The organism is Pseudoflavonifractor capillosus, from assembly GCF_016899775.1.
Classification (GTDB): domain Bacteria; phylum Bacillota; class Clostridia; order Oscillospirales; family Oscillospiraceae; genus Lawsonibacter.
In genome coordinates this window covers 1-16,811 of record NZ_JACJJE010000037.1, presented here as the reverse complement: position 1 = coordinate 16,811, position 16,811 = coordinate 1, and the positions used below count along the sequence as shown (strand labels likewise).

17 protein-coding genes and 1 pseudogene are annotated in these 16,811 nt (G+C 54.5%); all 18 read left to right on the top strand.

What is annotated here, in order from left to right; all coding sequences use genetic code 11:
- Positions 1-40 precede the first annotated feature (40 nt).
- Positions 41-901, top strand: a complete 861-nt coding sequence (gene ybiA / locus H6B31_RS11460; protein WP_204898642.1) for a riboflavin biosynthesis intermediates N-glycosidase — start codon at positions 41-43, stop codon at positions 899-901.
- A 9-nt stretch (positions 902-910) separates the two neighbouring features.
- A complete protein-coding gene (locus tag H6B31_RS11455) occupies positions 911-1,288 on the top strand; it encodes a hypothetical protein (protein ID WP_243419009.1) in 378 nt (125 codons plus the stop codon).
- A 46-nt stretch (positions 1,289-1,334) separates the two neighbouring features.
- Positions 1,335-2,036: a hypothetical protein gene (locus H6B31_RS11450; protein WP_025543814.1), complete on the top strand. Its 702-nt coding sequence runs from the start codon at positions 1,335-1,337 to the stop codon at positions 2,034-2,036.
- 32 nt (positions 2,037-2,068) lie between these two features.
- The gene (locus H6B31_RS11445) at positions 2,069-2,326 is read left to right on the top strand and encodes a hypothetical protein (protein ID WP_243419008.1); all 258 of its coding nucleotides are present in this window, start codon (positions 2,069-2,071) and stop codon (positions 2,324-2,326) included.
- A gap of 13 nt (positions 2,327-2,339) precedes the next feature.
- Positions 2,340-3,344: a hypothetical protein gene (locus tag H6B31_RS11440; protein WP_204898632.1), complete on the top strand. Its 1,005-nt coding sequence runs from the start codon at positions 2,340-2,342 to the stop codon at positions 3,342-3,344.
- Between the two features lie 9 nt (positions 3,345-3,353).
- A complete protein-coding gene (locus H6B31_RS11435) occupies positions 3,354-3,602 on the top strand; it encodes a hypothetical protein (protein WP_204898631.1) in 249 nt (82 codons plus the stop codon).
- Positions 3,603-3,660: 58 nt separating this feature from the next.
- Positions 3,661-8,094, top strand: coding sequence for a suppressor of fused domain protein (locus H6B31_RS11430; RefSeq protein ID WP_204898630.1), 4,434 nt, complete (start codon positions 3,661-3,663; stop codon positions 8,092-8,094).
- A 310-nt stretch (positions 8,095-8,404) separates the two neighbouring features.
- Complete coding sequence (locus tag H6B31_RS11425) at positions 8,405-8,620, top strand: MerR family transcriptional regulator (protein ID WP_087289698.1); 216 nt, start codon at positions 8,405-8,407, stop codon at positions 8,618-8,620.
- On the top strand, positions 8,617-9,294 hold the full coding sequence (locus H6B31_RS17270; protein WP_243419006.1) for a helix-turn-helix domain-containing protein: 678 nt from the start codon (positions 8,617-8,619) through the stop codon (positions 9,292-9,294). Before H6B31_RS11425 ends, H6B31_RS17270 begins: the two co-directional genes overlap by 4 nt.
- 304 nt (positions 9,295-9,598) lie before the next feature.
- Complete coding sequence (locus tag H6B31_RS11415) at positions 9,599-10,018, top strand: hypothetical protein (protein ID WP_204898629.1); 420 nt, start codon at positions 9,599-9,601, stop codon at positions 10,016-10,018.
- A pseudogene (gene mobP3 / locus H6B31_RS11410) lies at positions 10,006-11,547 on the top strand (MobP3 family relaxase); the annotation flags it as partial. The gene H6B31_RS11415 and the pseudogene mobP3, both read left to right, overlap by 13 nt.
- Positions 11,548-11,574: 27 nt before the next feature.
- Positions 11,575-11,919: an SEL1-like repeat protein gene (locus tag H6B31_RS17555; protein WP_275960452.1), complete on the top strand. Its 345-nt coding sequence runs from the start codon at positions 11,575-11,577 to the stop codon at positions 11,917-11,919.
- Between the two features lie 203 nt (positions 11,920-12,122).
- Positions 12,123-12,350 (top strand): hypothetical protein, encoded by a 228-nt coding sequence (locus H6B31_RS11405; RefSeq protein WP_243419005.1) that lies wholly within the window; start codon positions 12,123-12,125, stop codon positions 12,348-12,350.
- Positions 12,351-12,368: 18 nt separating this feature from the next.
- A complete protein-coding gene (locus tag H6B31_RS11400) occupies positions 12,369-13,562 on the top strand; it encodes a tyrosine-type recombinase/integrase (RefSeq protein ID WP_204898627.1) in 1,194 nt (397 codons plus the stop codon).
- Positions 13,520-14,734 (top strand): tyrosine-type recombinase/integrase, encoded by a 1,215-nt coding sequence (locus H6B31_RS11395; protein ID WP_204898626.1) that lies wholly within the window; start codon positions 13,520-13,522, stop codon positions 14,732-14,734. The genes H6B31_RS11400 and H6B31_RS11395 overlap by 43 nt, the downstream gene beginning before the upstream one ends.
- Positions 14,735-15,089: 355 nt before the next feature.
- A complete protein-coding gene (locus H6B31_RS11390) occupies positions 15,090-15,392 on the top strand; it encodes a DUF6809 family protein (RefSeq protein ID WP_204898625.1) in 303 nt (100 codons plus the stop codon).
- 5 nt (positions 15,393-15,397) lie between these two features.
- The gene (locus tag H6B31_RS11385; RefSeq protein ID WP_204898624.1) at positions 15,398-16,549 is read left to right on the top strand and encodes a tyrosine-type recombinase/integrase; all 1,152 of its coding nucleotides are present in this window, start codon (positions 15,398-15,400) and stop codon (positions 16,547-16,549) included.
- A gap of 81 nt (positions 16,550-16,630) precedes the next feature.
- Positions 16,631-16,811, top strand: a 181-nt coding sequence (locus H6B31_RS11380; RefSeq protein WP_204898623.1) for a hypothetical protein, incomplete at its 3' end; no start/stop codon positions are given.

Genomic DNA, 16,811 nt, shown 5'->3' with positions numbered 1-16,811 from the left:
AAAAGAAGAATTTAATTGCTGTGAGACAAGGGAAAATGATATGGCATTACAGGAAAAGAAAATAATGCCTCCCCCTTGGCTGGCTCACCGGGAGATCGAGCGATACTCTATTGGCTGGCGCATGGGCTACGGGGAGGATTACATATACCGATTTGGCGATTGGATGGACACCCTCTCCCCGGATGAGCGGACGGAATACCGCACCCTCTTTCCCGAGCCGGTGACCTGGAAGGGTTGGTGGGATGACGAAGATAGCAGCGAAGTGCTGGAACATGGGGACTTCTGGGTGAATGCGTGGCAGCCGGAAGGAAGCCCTAAATACACCCGGCAGTGGCTTCAGCAGGAGTTTGCCGCTGGGAGAAAGCGGGAATTTTGCTTATTCTGGGGCCATCAGCCTTCCGAGGACGGCCAGCTGACAAAAAGCTGCCTCAGCCAGTGGTGGATGGAGGATTTCTGGTCCATTGCCAATACCTATCTTTGTATGGAGCAGTATATGATGGCGGCCAAGGCGGAGCTCTTTGGCGATAGTGAAATCCAGGAGCAGATATTGAAGTGTAGTGACCCTAAACAGATCAAGGCCCTGGGCCGCAAGGTGCGGGGTTTTGACCAGAAGGTATGGGATAAGTTCAAATACGCCATTGTATTGAATGGCAACTGGTGCAAATTCAGCCAGAACCGCGACCTGCGCGAATTTCTTCTCTCCACCGGAGATAGTGTGCTGGTGGAGGCCAGTCCCTATGATAACATCTGGGGTATTCGTCTCGCAGCCAGCTTCCCCGAGGCGCAGGACCCGATGAAGTGGCGGGGGCAAAACCTGCTGGGTTTTGCTCTAATGGAGGTACGGGACGAACTGCGCCGGGTCACGCAGAATGAAATGTTGTGCGACTGGAACGCAGTCTGAGGTAAAATGATGGAATTATTTGCAAAAAGAATGACTTGGGAGCTGGACAATGAGGATGGGCTGTCCTGCCTGTTCTTTGAACTGGAGGATGGTTACTTTACACTCTCCCGCAAGACCGGCGCGGAAGCACTCCGCTTGGAAATGAATGATCCAGCCAATGGTCAGTTGATTGACCCGGACTGTTTTGAATATGCCCTTGATAATACCAGGTTTCGTCTAAATATCGTGCGGAACAACCGAAAGGTTCTGCGGTATCTGGAAGAACACCACATCAACACGGAGTTGTATGGAGAAATCGTCCTTCACTACACTCCTCTCAGCAAGCCACAGCTTGAATCATTATCTGCCGTAACTCTCAGGCTGTTTTTCGGTGAACTACTTTTTTAGGCGGAAACAGAAGTGTCGTTGGCAGAAATCACGCGAGGGGATAACTATGGTTAAAATTCATCGTATTTGGTTCAATACGGAGAGAATGGACAGAGAGGATCACTACAAAATCACATTATTCAGTCGCCCTCGTGTATCTATTCATGTGGACGAGTACATTTGGAGTTTCATCGAAGAAAACATTGTGAAGCCACACAAGCTGATGCGTAGTGAGAAGCATGGGTATCTGTTGGACATTTCGTTTGACCAGTTTGACCCGGCAAAACACCGATATTTTCCGCTTTCCTCATACAACGGCTTGCTTCGGGAAGGGGTCGAGATGGACAGCGCCAACAGAAGCTATTTCCGCGAGGACTTTGCAGGCGGCAAAGATCGGACTACCTGGTTCTCTCCCAATAAAATATGGACAAACTGCGGCGACAAGGTTCTGAATGTGGACATCAAAGCTGCCAATGTGAGCGAGAATATTACCCCCAGAGAATACGCAGATTTGCTTTTCGATGGAATTGGAGCGGCCTTGGTGTTCAATTTCAAAAGGCTCAAGCGCGAGGAGTTTGATGGGCTGAAGCCCAAGATTGATTGGAGCATCGTAGAAAGCTTCCCCTTTCCCGCACCCTTTGAGGAACAGCGGTACATTGGGGATGAAGGCGAAATTCATGTGTATTCTTGGGATGGCCGAAAGGAAACGACCCTTGTTGGTCCCTATTCCGTGCGGAAGTTGTACCTGGAGCATTTCGGAGAATCGTGAGGAGGAATTTTGCCGTGCAAGTCTGGTCAAAGATGGATTTTGGCACTGGAGAGATTATCTTTTTGGATATCACGCAAAAAGAAGATATGCTGCAAGTAGAATATCCGAACTGCTTTCTGCTGGATATGGGCTGGTATCAGGACAGATACATCATTTCTATCATTCAAAATTTTGATTGGACGCATCCAGTCCAGCAGTATGAAACAGCAGAAAGGAATCAGCTTCCCAAGCTGTTGACGGAGGCGGTTCGCCTTGTGGAAAAGGAATCACAGTATGCCGGAGCAAATTGAAAGAGGTCTTGTTATGAACGAGAATTTATTTCGACCACAATTTGATACATTGAAACTGTCCGATAAGCTCTGGCTGATGCAGACGCTGGCGACTCGTTATCATTTGACATTCAAGGAACTATACGCCTTTTCCCGCTGGGGACAAAGCTGCACCACCGGCCTATTTGAAAAAGGTGGCCGGGAGTTTGTCTTTGTCCCGGGCGATACCGTGATTCTTGGCTGGGAGAGTTTTGTCCAAGGAATGGACAAGGCCAACCAAGAGGAACTGGCGGATATTTTTGCGGAAATCGAATATGAGGGCTCTGCGGAGGAATTTCTCAGGCAGGGCATGACCCCAGTACGCCAGGTGACCATCGCCCCCATGTTCGTGGGCAGAAAACTGGAGGAAATTGGCTGGGAAAGCGTACCCATGAACGATCCACGCATCACCGCCCACCCCGACTGGCTGGAGACCTTGCAGAAGTGGGCGGGCCAGAACAGCCAGAGCTTTGAAATACACGAAACTGTCCGTTTTGAACGAAATGGTGATAGTTGGCGAGCGTGGCTGTGCCATCCCATGACCTACGCAGAGTTTCAGCGATCCCTGTTGTGGGAGGTGGCAGCCAGCCTTCCCACGCCGGATGAGTGGGCCTATCTGTGCGGAGGCGGATGCCGCACCCTGTTCCCATGGGGGGATGGACTGGACTACTCCATGCATCTGCACCACTTTGAAAGCGAGGAAGATCAGGGTAAGCCATACGACATGGAGCAGACCAACTTCTTTGGCCTGTCGATCGCCTACGACCCCTATAAGCGGGAGCTGGTAGAGGGGAAAACATTGACCACCTGCGGCGGCGACGGCGGCTGCAATATCTGCGGCGGCATGGGTCCTTTGCTTGGATATTTACCCTGTTCCCCTCACTGTAAACCGGAGGTTCGGGAAGATAACGAGATTCACAATGACTATGACTTTTTCCGTCCCGTTATCCGGGTGCAGACATCCGGGTGGAGAATGGTATCGCCCGGAGATGAGAGGTGATATTATCAGATGATCGAAGCAATTATGAAAATCCACACCACTTCTTCTTCGGTTACATTTGTATGTGGCGATGTTGCCATTATTGGAAACGGTGAGTTTCGGGCTTCATCAGGAAAAGTGGATGGTTTTATCCTGTATGCCGACACTTTGCGGTATGAAAACGGGACGAAGCTCTCACGGGATGAACAGGAAAATTTGAAGTGCCTGTATCAGCACTTTGTATTGAACCGTGAAGATTTCATAGACTGGGATATTTGAATGATAATTTATGGTAAAACAACAACCATATAGAGAGCCGAAATAAGGAGGTACTGATATGGATTTATTGAAACAATGCCAGCAATGGTTTGAACAGGATGAAGCGCAGAAGGTAATCGACGCCCTGGAAGCGATTCCCGCAGGGGAGCGCACCCCAGAACTGGACAGTGAATTGGCCAAGGCATATATTGCCGTTGCAGAAATAGGAGAACGGGAGCCTTTTGAAAAGGCGCTGGAACTTCTGGCTCCCCATGAGGAGTATTTTGCGGGCGATCACTGCTGGAATTATCGGATTGCTTCCGCTTATTATTTCCTGGATGAGGAAGGCCCTGCCCTGCGTCACTTTGAAAGGGCACTGGAAGCCCGCCCCGGGGATAAAGATACCCAGGAGTACATAGACGATTGCCGCCGTCGTTTGTCCCTGCCCCGGTTTGAAAAGAACTTCCGTGAAAGGACGCAGGAAACATGGGCAGCCTTTGCTCATATTGAGGCGGAGCTGCGCCAAATCATGGATACCGACAAAACACACCAGCGCGGCGAAGAACTGGTTGAAACATGCGGGAACGCACTCAAAACTGCCCTGCGTGATACTTCCTTTGAGCTGGGCTTCAATGGCGAAAAGTATGAACTGATCCTCAGTCCGGAGGGCCTTCGCTCCCGCCTGTTCCCGCTCGTGTACTTCCAGCAGCAGGCCCCGGAATCGGTGCTTGAGCATTGGAATATCTGGGTGGGACGCCAGCCTTCCAAGGACTTTATGCTTTGGGCCGGAGACATGGAAGTCCGGGCCGAGGATGTGCAGATGTGGGCAGAGAAAACAGAGGATCATCGGGTGAGCCTGGTTCTTTTCTGTGAAAAGCTGACGCCGCTTTTGAAAGAGGATACGGACCGGGTCTGGTGGGCGCTCTCCATGCTGGTGGACCAAACCATCGGAGAAGTTTCCGCCATCGCTTTTGTCGATGGGTTTGATGTTTATGCTCAGCCGAAAGACGAACCGGCCAAGCTGCTTTCTGAACTGCCGGAGCTGCTGCAAAGCATGGGCCTCTCCCTCTGGCGGGATGGCAGCGACTACCTGGAAAACAGCTACCTTGCCTATGAACTGGAACCGGTGGAGGACCCGGAGGCCGATTGGCGGCTGGATGTCTATACCGGAACCTGCCGCCTACCAGTGCTCATCAACGACTATATGTCCGCCCGCAGTGATATGGTGGATGAGTACCACAAGGACGGCATTGCGGTGGGTTTCCTCTGCTACCCATTAGAAGGCTTTGCCGGTGAGGAGCGGAGCCGAGCCATTCTGGACTTCCGGGATAACCTGCGGGATACCATCCTGCGGGAGGCAGGAGCGGAAGCTGTGACCTTCCTGGGTGGGGCCACTGGCCTGTATTGTGGGTACCTGGATTTCATTGCCTGGGATCTGCCCGCTGTACTGACAGCGGCGCAGGCATTCTTTGGGGGAAGGGACCTGCCCTATGCTCACTTCCACGCATTCCGACGGGATGTGGGCGGTGTGCCGCTGCTGGATGAGGAGGAACCGGAGCCGGACATTCACGAGGAAACTGGCTCCTTGCTCTCGGCAGAGGATATTGAAATGCTGGAATCCTTTGATGAAGGAGTTTCCGGCTACTTTGGCAAAATGCTCCGCTGGCTGGAGGATTTTATCAAAAGCGGCGTAGAAGAAGGAAGATTCAGCGAAAAGCAGGCCCATCAGGATTTGCAGATCGCCCTCTGGTATGCCTTTGCCTGCAACAATCTGGATGACTATATCCATTATTACCAGGCGGCAGAATGGATGAAGGATTCGGAGAAGAACGCCGCAGGCTGCGCCACCTGGTACTACCGGTATTCTGTGGCGCTGATGTACTGCGGCAGGCTGGAAGAAGCGCTTGACTATGCGGAAAAGGGCGCCAAGGAGGAACCGGACTACCCCTGGATCTGGCTGCAGGTTGGTAAACTGCGGGCGCATTTTGGTGATAAAGCAGGCGCGCTGGATGCCGTCAAGCAGGGATTAAAACTGGAGCCGGGCGATTATGAGTTCTTGACTTTGCAGGAGGAGATTAAAGCCGGAGCCACCCTGGAACAGATGGAGTACCATTGGATCAACCCCGATGCCGATCAAATGCTCCAGCAGGGGCTGGGTGAGGATGTGGATGATAAACAGCGCGCCCTGGCCTGTATTCGAGTAGACGAAGCGGGACTTACCGAATTTTATGAGCTGTTCTGCCCGGAGCGGTATGGCTATGAGAAAAATGCCCCCTGCTGTGAATTCCGGTACCCGGTGAAGGAACACTTGGTGGAGCTCTCCTTCCGTATGAACGAAGCCGGACTCTCCAAGATGGAAATGGACTGGCTGCGGCAGCTTAAGGAACGGCTGGACAGCGGGGAATGGCTGACCCACACTCCCGAAGGGGAAGCGGAGGGCGTCCTGACGGCGGTGCTTGTGGACCAGACCCTTCGCATCGGTCTTGTCTATCAACAGCCGGGAGACGATCAGTATTTTCAGATTTTCCTGAATCCAGACGGCACGAAGGCAGATGCCATCTGGTCCTCAACGAAAAGCAATAAACCGGAGGTCTATATGGAGGATGAGATGTCTGCAATCGAGCAACACATCAAAAACACCTTTGGCGAGTTTGAAAATGTGTTCCATGAGCTGGTTTCCCCTGACATCCATGTGGACATCTGCATGGTGCCGCCTTCTGAGGAGCGGAACTACTACACGCTGGTGACGATGGGCATGGGCGCCCACCGGATGAATGTGCCGGTGGAACTGGCGGAATACAAGCTGGAGCGGGCGGAGCTGGCCATCGCCTTGCCGCCGGACTGGAAACTGGATGAGGAATCCCTGAAGGATGAGCGGTGGTACTGGCCTATTGGCCTCTTGAAGGTGTTGGCCCGCCTGCCGATTTCCGGTGATACCTGGCTGGGCTTTGGTCACACGATGGACAAGCAGTCGCCGTTTGCGGAGAACACGACGCTCTGCGGCGCACTTCTGGTGGGCCCGCAGGATGTTGTCTGGAACGGAGGCGAGGTCTGCACTTTGCCCAGCGGCGAGGAGGTCAACTTCTATCAGATAATTCCTCTCTATCGGAACGAATTGAAGTATAAACTGGAGCATGATGCGGACGCTCTGCTGGAAAAGATGGCAGGCATCAGTTTTGTGGTCAATCCTATCCGCCAGAATGCCATTACCAGAGGTACCCTGGCGGATGAGAACTTCACTGGCGATATGGACGATGCCGCCTGGCACCTGGAATCCATTCAGGAAAAGGGACTGCCGGTGGACGAGATCAATGCCTACAACCACATGGCAATCTATCTGCGCTGGTGCATGGAGCATGACCTGATGAGCGTAGAATTTATGGAGCGGTACTGGGAGCAGGTGCAACCGTTTATGGCGGATCTGAGCCGCACCGATCTGCGCGGCTTTATCCGGGATCAGCTGAACGGGCAGCTCTTTGGTGCGCTGTTCAATAAGGAGGGCGCGGCCTTTGCCGGATACTACTATGGGGAGGCGGACAGCCCTTACTTCCCCAGCGACATTGACAACTATGCCTTGGAATATTTCGGCTCGGAGCAATATTATTCCGACAAGTTCCAGGAGGAAGCCTATCTGTTCATTCCCTTTGATGAGGACTATTATCAGGCTATGGCAAAAGTGATTGAAAAGCGCTTTGCCAACTGGCAGGGACAAGATTTCGATGAGGCCACTCTGGAGCCTTCGGAGCTTGCGAAGGCCATGATGGAATATCTGAACTGTGAATGTACCTATTTCCCCGCGATGGCGGACGATGATCCCATCATGTCGGCATATAACTATGCCAAACGGGAAAGTGTCAAAGAGGGCTTTGTGCCAGTTCTGATGAATGTGGATGACGAAATCTTGTGGGAATGCCTGATTATGAATTCCGACCCGGACAGCGATGGCGAGGACGATTACGCCTTTGATCCGGACAAGGTAGCGGAATACCGCAAAAAAATGCTTACCGCTTTTCTCAAGGATGGAAAGATGGTTCTGGAGGAAATGATAGGGCAGCGCAAAGAAGAAGCCGAGGATGACGATATGGACTGGGATGAGGATATTCTGGGCGAGACGGTGGGCGGATATGATAACCGTCGTTTTTCAAGCTACTGGAATTCCAATAGCAAAATGACTTATCCTCTCATTCTGGCTAAAATCCCTGTGAAGAATCCTTGGGAGGTCTTTGCCTATCTACCCTTTGGCGACTGGAATGAATGTCCTGACACGCAGTCGCTGATGGCAGTGGCGAAATACTGGTTTGAGCAATATGGCGCGGTGCCCGCAGCTATGACCCACGACGAGCTGGAGTTCCTGCTCCCGACGCCTGTTTCCCAGGAGAAGGCCATGGATGCAGCAGTGGAGCAGTACGGCTTCTGCCCCGATGTGATCGACCAGGGCCCGGAGGACGCCACCGTGGGCGCTCTGGCCGATGTGCTGCGGCAGTCCACTGTTTGGTACTTCTGGTGGGATTAATGGGAGCCTGCGCGTCATAAAGGAGTTCTTCTCTGCCTTTGTCCAGCCTCTGGAGGAGCGAAATAAGGCAGAAAGAACTTACCGACTGCCAAAGCCAAGACAAAAGTGAATTACCAGAACCTCAAACGGAGCGCCTGCGACAAAGCAGGCGCTCCGTTTTTCTGTCAAAAGTATGTCAGGGGGATATATTTTCCCCAATACAAGTAGAGAGACAACTCGGACACCATCCAAAGGTTATGTCAAAACTATGTCACACGCAAATGTTTGCGGCTAAAGAAGTAGAGGGAGTTTTGAAAAGGAGATGGTCAACATGAAAGAATCTGTCTATAAAAGCTACGACGAACTGCCGCTGTTTCTCAATTCGGAATTGGTGGCAAAGGTACTGGGCGTATCGCTGTCCAGCGGGTATGAACTGATGCGCCAACCAGGCTTTCCGGTGCTGCGTGTGGGCAGCCGCATGGTGGTACCCAAGGAACAGTTCATTCAATGGGTGATGGAGAACACAGAGGGAGGTGTGCACAAATGAGTTTCTTTTTCAATCAACCTGATCCAAAGCGACGCCGCTTCCCAATTCCAAATGGTGTCTGGAAATGGGAACTGAAACCCCAGGGATTTGCTATCCTCGCCTATCTCTGCTATCTGCATGTCTACTGCAACAAAAATGCCTTGCCCAGTGCGGATGAAATCGCATCCCAACTACACATGAGCAAGGACATGGCTGTGAAGCAGATTGCCGAACTCAACCGTCGCGGACTGCTGGATCAGCACATGGTTCCAATACTCAAAAGCAACGGCAAGAACTTTTTCTCTCTGCCCAATGAATTGTTTTTCATGAACATCGGTCACGGAGCCATCACGGTCTACGCCTATCTGCTCTACTGCGAGGATCGCCGCACACATCAGTGTCATCCCAGCTACCGCACCATCTCCGCTGCAGTACACTTGACCGTGTCCACTGTGATGAAGCACATCACGAAATTGGCGGACAGGCAGTTCATTACCATCGAGAATACCTCTTACATCGACAAACACGGCATGAAACAGAACGGCAACAACCTGTACACCATCCTGCCAATCCAGGCGACGATGGATCATTGCTACCAGCAGCAGATGCTCCGCTTGGAGGAACGGCAGCGGTGGCAGCAGGCGCAGGCGCTCCTGGCACAGAGCACAGAGAGCGCCACGTGTGCCCCACTGTGAGGCGCTGTGCGCCCTCCTTCGGGGTGTGGCAGAGTCCCTGCCCCACCAAGGGCTTTCAAGGCAGATTTGGCCCGCTTTCGGAGGAAATCTCGAGGACGAAAGAAAAAGCAGGATAAAGGCCGGGGTCGCCGTTGGCGCTTCCGGCCGGTCACAACTGCCCGCAGTGCGGGCAGTTGCGGGGGTTTGCGGTGTATCAAAAGTGGGGTCAAAAACAGACGGCGGGGCTCACGTTTGCGGTCACGATCCCCAAACACCTACTGCCACAACAAAAAACCAGGGGTCACACCCCAGGAAGGAGCCATTTATGAGCGAAAAAGAGAAATTCCCTTTTTACCTGACGCCGGAGAAAAAGGCGATCTTGGAGCGCCGGTATCAGGAGGATGGGAGCCGGAGCATGACCGCCTTCATAGAGCGTGCGGTGGACTTCTATCTGGACTACCTCAGCGCCAACAACGCTGGCCTTTTCCTCCCCACCTCCATCAAGTCCTATCTGGATGGACGACTGGGACAGATGGAGGAGCGTCTGTCCTCCCTTGCCTTCCGGCAGGCGGTGGAGCAGGACATGGTGGCTGGCATCCTGGCTGACGCCTATCAGTTCAGCGACGAGGATCTCCGCCGTCGGCGGTCAGAGAGCGTGCAAAATGTGAGGAAAACCAACGGCCGCATCTCGCTGGAACAGCGAGTGCGTGGGGCCTGGGAGGAGGACGATGAGTGGCAAGACTGATCCTGAAAAGTCCCTATCTCAAGTGCGGTGGGAGCAACTTTGTCAGTGGCTACCTACGGTACATTGGGACGCGGGAGCGCGTGGAGATCCTTCCGGATGACCGTCCGCCCACCAGAAAGCAGGAGCAGCTGGTCAGAAAACTGACAAAAGATTTCCCAGAGGCCAGGGAGTTAGGTGAGTATTTGGACTACGAAGCCAAGCCTACTAAAGCAAACGCCTCCGCGTTTATCACCAGAGTACTGGAGGAAAACTGGTCGGCGGTGCAGCAGTCGGATGGCTACATGAAGTACATCGCCACCCGGCCCAGGGTGGAACGGTTGTGGGATCACGGCCTCTTTGGGGATGAGGACAGTGTGGAGCTGGAGCAAGCCATGAGTGAACTGGATCAGTACACCGGCAACGTGTGGACCCACATCATCTCCCTGAAGCGGGAGGATGCCGCCCGGCTTGGCTACGACAATGCCAAGGCGTGGATGAATCTGCTCCGGGCCAACCGCAATGACATCGCCGCCGCTATGAATATTTCTCCGGGAAACTTCCGCTGGTACGCCGCCTACCACGACGAGGGTGACCACCCCCATGTCCACATGATGGCGTGGTCAACGGTGCCCGGTGAGGCATACCAGACGCGGGTGGGCATCCGCAACATCAAATCGACATTGACCAATCAGATCTTCCGGCAGGAGATGCTTCACACCTATGAGCAGAAGTCCCAGTCACGGGATGAGTTGGTGCAAAGCATCTGCTCGGTTCCGGAGATCGAGCAGAAGATGGAGCAGCTGGCTGGACAGCTGGAGGTTGTCAAGGGCAAGAAGTCCTACGGCTATCTCCCCAAATCTGTGAAGAAAACGGTGGACGAGGTAGTGGACAAACTGGAGGAACTGCCGGTGGTTCAGGCGTGCTACGACTAGTGGTACGCCCTTCAAAATGAAGTTGACAGCTACTATCACGATAAGCCCAGAGAAAAGAAAAAGCTGTCCCAGGAGAAAGAGTTCCGGCAGATCAAAAATGCCGTCATCCAGGAGGCGGAGCGTATCCGTCTGGGGGATATCACTTTCGAGGATGCTGATTTGACCTCTCACGACGAGCCGGAGCAACTGCGGGGTGAGTCCTATGCCTGCTGGGAACTGCGGCAGACCATCCGGGACGAATCCCTTTCTCTGGCAGACCGTGACGGGGCGGCGGAGGAGTTGGAGCGGCTGGCAGAGCGCGGAGATGCCCACGCCCAATACATGATGGGCCTACTCTACCGGGACGGGCCTCTGCTGATCCCGGACATCCAGAAGGCAAAGCACTGGCTCACCCAGGCGGCAGGGCATGGTCTGCCGGAGGCCCAGTACGCCTTGGGTAAGCTGTTTCTCTCTGATGATCCTGAAGCCCGGGACCCGGACGAGGGCATCCGCTGGCTGAAACAGGCGGCGGAGAGTGGAGACCATTTCGCCGCCTACCGGCTGGGCAAGGAGTATCTCAGCGGCGAGGTTGTGTCAAAAGATGCAACCAGAGCCACAGCGTGGCTCACCCAGTCAGCGGAGGCGGGCAACCAATATGCCCAGTATATGCTGGGCAAGTTATACCTGACAGGACAGGGAGTGACTCACGACCAGACCCAGGCAATGGTCTGGTTCAGCCGTTCCGCCGCCCAGGGGAACCAGTACGCTCAGTTCTTCCTGGAACGGAAAAACGACCTCCGTCCGCCCTCCGTCATGCTGGCGGCCACCCGCTTGCTCTACCACATGAGCCGGATCTTTGAGAACCACGCCCTGCCCCACTCCAACACCGGCCTGCATGTCGACCGCAAACTCCGAAGAAAGATCCAGGAGAAGAAGATCGCCATGGGCCACAAGCCGGACGACCACGAGGAGGAGCAGACCCAGGGCGGAATGGTCATGGGCGGGATGTGACCTCCTCAAAAATTACGGCACATAAAACAATAAAGCCCCTTCCGACCAGAAGGGCTCTGCTGGCTGGCGGGTATTGCGATGCCGTTGACAATGAGAAAGGCGGCGAAATGCATCTGGAATTGATAACAATTTGATAATAGTTCGCCGTGCCCCTGGCTATTTCCTGTTTCTATGGTATGTTATGTTGCTGAGGAGGGATGACCATGACAACTGATCAAATCCCAGTCCGGCGGTGCCAATACTGTGGGAGCGATGACCTGGGCCTCGGCTGGCAGCACGGCGAGGCAATCGTCACTTTCAAGAAGCACGGACTCCTGGGCAACCGGCTGCGTCACCTGATCTGCCGCCGCTGCGGGGCCGTGGTGTATCAGTGGGTGGCGGAGCCTCACAAATTCCCGCCTATCAGGAATTATATCGCAAATCAAAGATAACCTCTGGAGGTGAGCAGCATGGCAAAACGCAGGCCATCCGGGGACGGTATGGTGCGGAAACGGGAGGACGGCCGCTGGGAGGGCCGCATCGTAGTGGGTCACAAGGAAAACGGCGACTCAATCTTCCGCTATGTCTACGCTGATACACAAAAGGAACTGACCGCTAAACTCCGGCAGCACATCGACATCTACCAGGGCGTTGACCTGACGGGGCAGAGCCGGATGACCTTGGCGGAGTGGCTGGAACAATGGCTGGAAAATATCGCCGGCACCATTCGGCCTACTACACTGACCCGATATCAGGGAGCAGTACGAATTCACATCAATCCCCGCTTAGGCGACAAACCCATTACCCAGGTCACAGGGAAGGATGTCCAAAAGTTATATGATGCCCTGGCCAGTCATGGAAATCAAATCACAGGAAAAGGGCTGGCCAGCAGTACCATCCGAGGAATCCACTCCATGCTCCACGAGGCACTGGACGCGGCAAAACAGGCCGGACTGATCCCGTGGAACCCGACAGAAGAAATTCCGACGCCTAAGTTCGCCTGTAAGGTAAAACAAATTCTAACAGATGAACAGCTGGATGTATTCATGGCAATCATTCAGCAGGATGATATCTGGCACGACTTCTTCTACACGGAACTGACCACCGGCCTGCGCCGGGGAGAGATCTGCGGCCTCAAGTGGGAGGACTTCGATGAGGCGGATGGCACCCTTAAGGTACGCCGCACTGTCCATCAGGAGAAGGGTGGCAAGCTGACCACCTGGGACACCAAGACCGCCGCTGGCACCCGCACCATCATCCTCCCGCCCAGCACAGCGGAGCTTCTCCGGGAGCGGAAAAAATCCGCCCTGACCGAGTGGATCTTCCCGAACCCGCTGAAGCCAGAGCAGCCCACCCGTCCTGAGACAGCCTATGACAGAATGAAGGCTCTGCTGAAAGAGGCTGGCCTCCCCAGTATCAGGTTCCATGATTTAAGGCATACCTTCGCCACCCATGCCCTGACCAGCGGCGTAGACGTCAAGACCTTGTCCGGCATCCTGGGCCACACCAGGTCGGCCTTCACTCTGGACACCTACACCCACACCACCGGGGATATGCAGAGACGAGCGGCGGAGATCGTGGAGACATTCCTGACAGATATTTTCGGAGAGGAGCTGAAACCGTGGGAAGAAAGCGCAAGAGCGGCGAAGGCACCGTCCGCCTGAGAAAGGATGGCCGCTGGGAGGGGCGCATCGTCGTCGGCTATGACGAGAAGGGCCTGCCCAGGACGAAGAATGTCCTGGCCAAGACCAAGGGCGAGTGCGTTGAAAAACTAAAGACTCTGAAGGAGTCCATCTCTCCGCCTACCCCCTCCAAAGTCCGGGCGGATATGCCCTTCGGGGAGTGGCTGGATCACTGGTACGAAACTTACAGCAAGCCGTCCATCCGCCCAAGGACACAGCGCACCTATGCGGGCTATATCCGGCTGTACATCAAGCCGAAGTTAGGCGGTATACCGCTGAATAAGCTGACAACAAATGATATCCAGCAATTCTGCGCCTGGATGAAGTCAGATGACCACATGGGCGGGGGCAGCATTGCCGACAGTCAGATCCGAAACTGTTTCAGCCTCTGCCACCGGGCGCTGGAGAAGGCCAGAGCTGAACATCTGATCCCCCGTGATCCGACTGAGGGGCATAAGTTGTCCCCGGTGAGATATGAGGAAATGAAGATCCTCTCCAGGGAGGCCATGCAGAAACTGTTGATCCAGGCTAAGGAGGAGAACTACTACGAGCTGTTTCTCCTGGAGTTGGCCACCGGCCTGCGGCTGGGGGAGATCGCAGCCCTTCAATGGGATGATCTGAACCCGACAACCGGAGAACTGCGGATCAACAAGCAGGCCGGGACAGTCGGCCCGGAGGTTGTGATCTGCGAACCGAAAACGAAAGCGGCGGTCCGCACCTTGATCCTGCCGCCCACGGTCCTGAAGGTGATGCGGGAGTACAAGGCCAAAGTTGACTCCCGATGGATGTTCCCCTCGCCCAAGAAAGAGGACACGCCCATGCGCCCGTCTTCCATCCATCTGCGCCTGCACAGGATATTGGACCACGCCGGGTGTGAACGAGTTAGGTTCCACGATTTGCGGCACACCTTCGCCACCAACGCCCTGGCCTACGGGATGGACATTAAGACCCTCTCTACCATCCTGGGCCATGTGTCCAGTGCCACCACGTTGAACACCTACTCCCATGTCACCGACGAGATGCGGCAGAGGGCAGCGGTAAAGATCGACCAGGGCATCGCCAAGGCGGAAGTCAAACCGCAGGAGGAGAAGCCAAAAGAGCGCACCATGACCACCTTCCAGGCGAGGAAACGGTGGAGCCGCAGGGCAAGCTGAGTGACGTGAGTCGGCCCGCCGGGGGAAAGAAAATCCCTCAGCGGGCCGGTTTTCGCTGTCTGTGGGCAAATATGTGGTCAAGAGGACCTCGGCCAGAAAAAGAACCCCAAATTTGTGCTGAAAATGAGGCTATTCAGCAGATAATCGGCAATCTTAGAGGGAAATTATTAAGGGTACCTAACTTGCGCTGACACAAACAAAGAGAGAAGGTCGTCCAGAGCAGGAAAATGAGATGGTGTTGACAAAGAAAAGGGCGACTCCCGAAAAATGTGAATTGTTTGATAACTCTGCGCCACAGCCCTGGTTATTTCCCATTTCTGTGGTATTGTGTGTCGTTGCAAAGGAGGCGGCACACATGCGAAACATACTGGAAGATCTGTACTTCGGGAAAATCACACCCAACGAGCAGGACATCACCCCAGGCTCTCCACTGCAGCAGGCCATGGACCAGGCGGAGGAATACGAGGAGAAGCTCTCCGCTCTGCTGGAAGGGGAGGAGAAAACCATGCTCCTGCGGCTCCTCAATACAGAGAATGAGATCGGAAGCACCTTGGCCCTGGAGAACTTTATCCTGGGTTTCCGGTTGGGGATGCGGGTAGCAATCGAGGCACTGGACGAGGATGACGGCAGTCTGACTGCCCTCCCGAAAGGGCGGTGACAGAGGTGGCAAAACGCAGAGCCAACGGAGAAGGCAATCTTCGGAAACGGAAGGATGGCCGCTGGGAGGGCCGGTATACCGCCGGTCATGACCCGGAGACGGGCAAGGCTATCTACCGGAACGTCCTGGGCCGGACTCAGGCGGAGGCCAGAGCCAAGCTGAAACAGGCCATTGAGGAAGCAAAGCAGGTTGACCCGGTGAAGGCAAAGCAATACACCGTGGGAGAGTGGATGGACGTGTGGTTTGAAAACTATGCCAAGGTGAAAGTCCGTCCCTCCTCTCACCAGACCTACTGGGGTTACATCGACAACCACATCAAACCCAGCATTGGGAAGATTCCCCTTGGAAAGTTATCCTCTCTGGAGTTACAGAAGTTCTACAAGAAGCTGCTCAGCAGCGGCAGAGTGGAGCGCATCGAGAGCAAGAAACAGAGCAAAGGGCTAAGCCCTAAGACGGTGCGAAATCTCCACCAAATCATCGCCTCGGCTATGAAGCTGGCCAGAGAGCAGAGACTCATCGCCGCAGATCCCACAGAGGGCTGTGCTCTGCCCAAGGTGGAGCGCAAAGAGATGAAAACCCTCCCGGTGGAACAGCTGACCTCCTTTCTGCGGGAAGCCAAGGAGAGCGGAGTGTTCGAGCTGTACTACGTGGAGCTGGCCACCGGCTTGCGGCGAGGAGAACTGTTAGGCCTAAAGTGGGAGGACCTTGATTTGGAACGGGGCGACCTCCGGGTACGGCGGCAGATCGCCCGCATCAACGGCGAGGTGGTGGAAGCCCCTCTGAAAACAAAAAACGCCTACCGCACCCTGCCCCTGGCAAAGGATACGCTAGACGTTTTGAATCAGCAGAAAAAGAAAGTGGGGAGCAGTCCCTGGGTGTTTCCAGGCCCCACGGGCGTACCCATGTCTCCGGACAGCGTGCTCCACATGCTCCACCGAGTGCTGAAGCGGGCGGGACTGCCCAGGCTCAGATTCCACGATCTGAGGCACACGTTCGCAACGCTGGCCCTTCAGAACGGAGTGGACGTGAAAACGGTGTCCGGGATGCTGGGCCACTACAGCGCCGGGTTCACTCTGGACACCTACGCCCATGTGACCACCTCGGCTCAGCGGCAGGCGGCGGAGGCTATGGAACATGTCCTATCCGGCAGTTTATAGCCCTGTCCAGTCCGGAAAAACTCCCGTATGGGTCAGAATCTGGGTCAGATTTAGGAGCCAGAGACAAACCTCAAGGAAAAGTTGCAGAAAATAAAAATAATCCGCTGGAAACAGGTGATTCCAGCGGATTTCTGGTTGCGGGAGGAGGACTTGAACCTCCGACCTCCGGGTTATGAGCTGCTGTCGGTTTGTCCATCTGCTGCGGTTCAACGCTTTCCGGGCGTTTTTGGGCCTAAAATGGGCCCAAACCCGGAGGTTATAT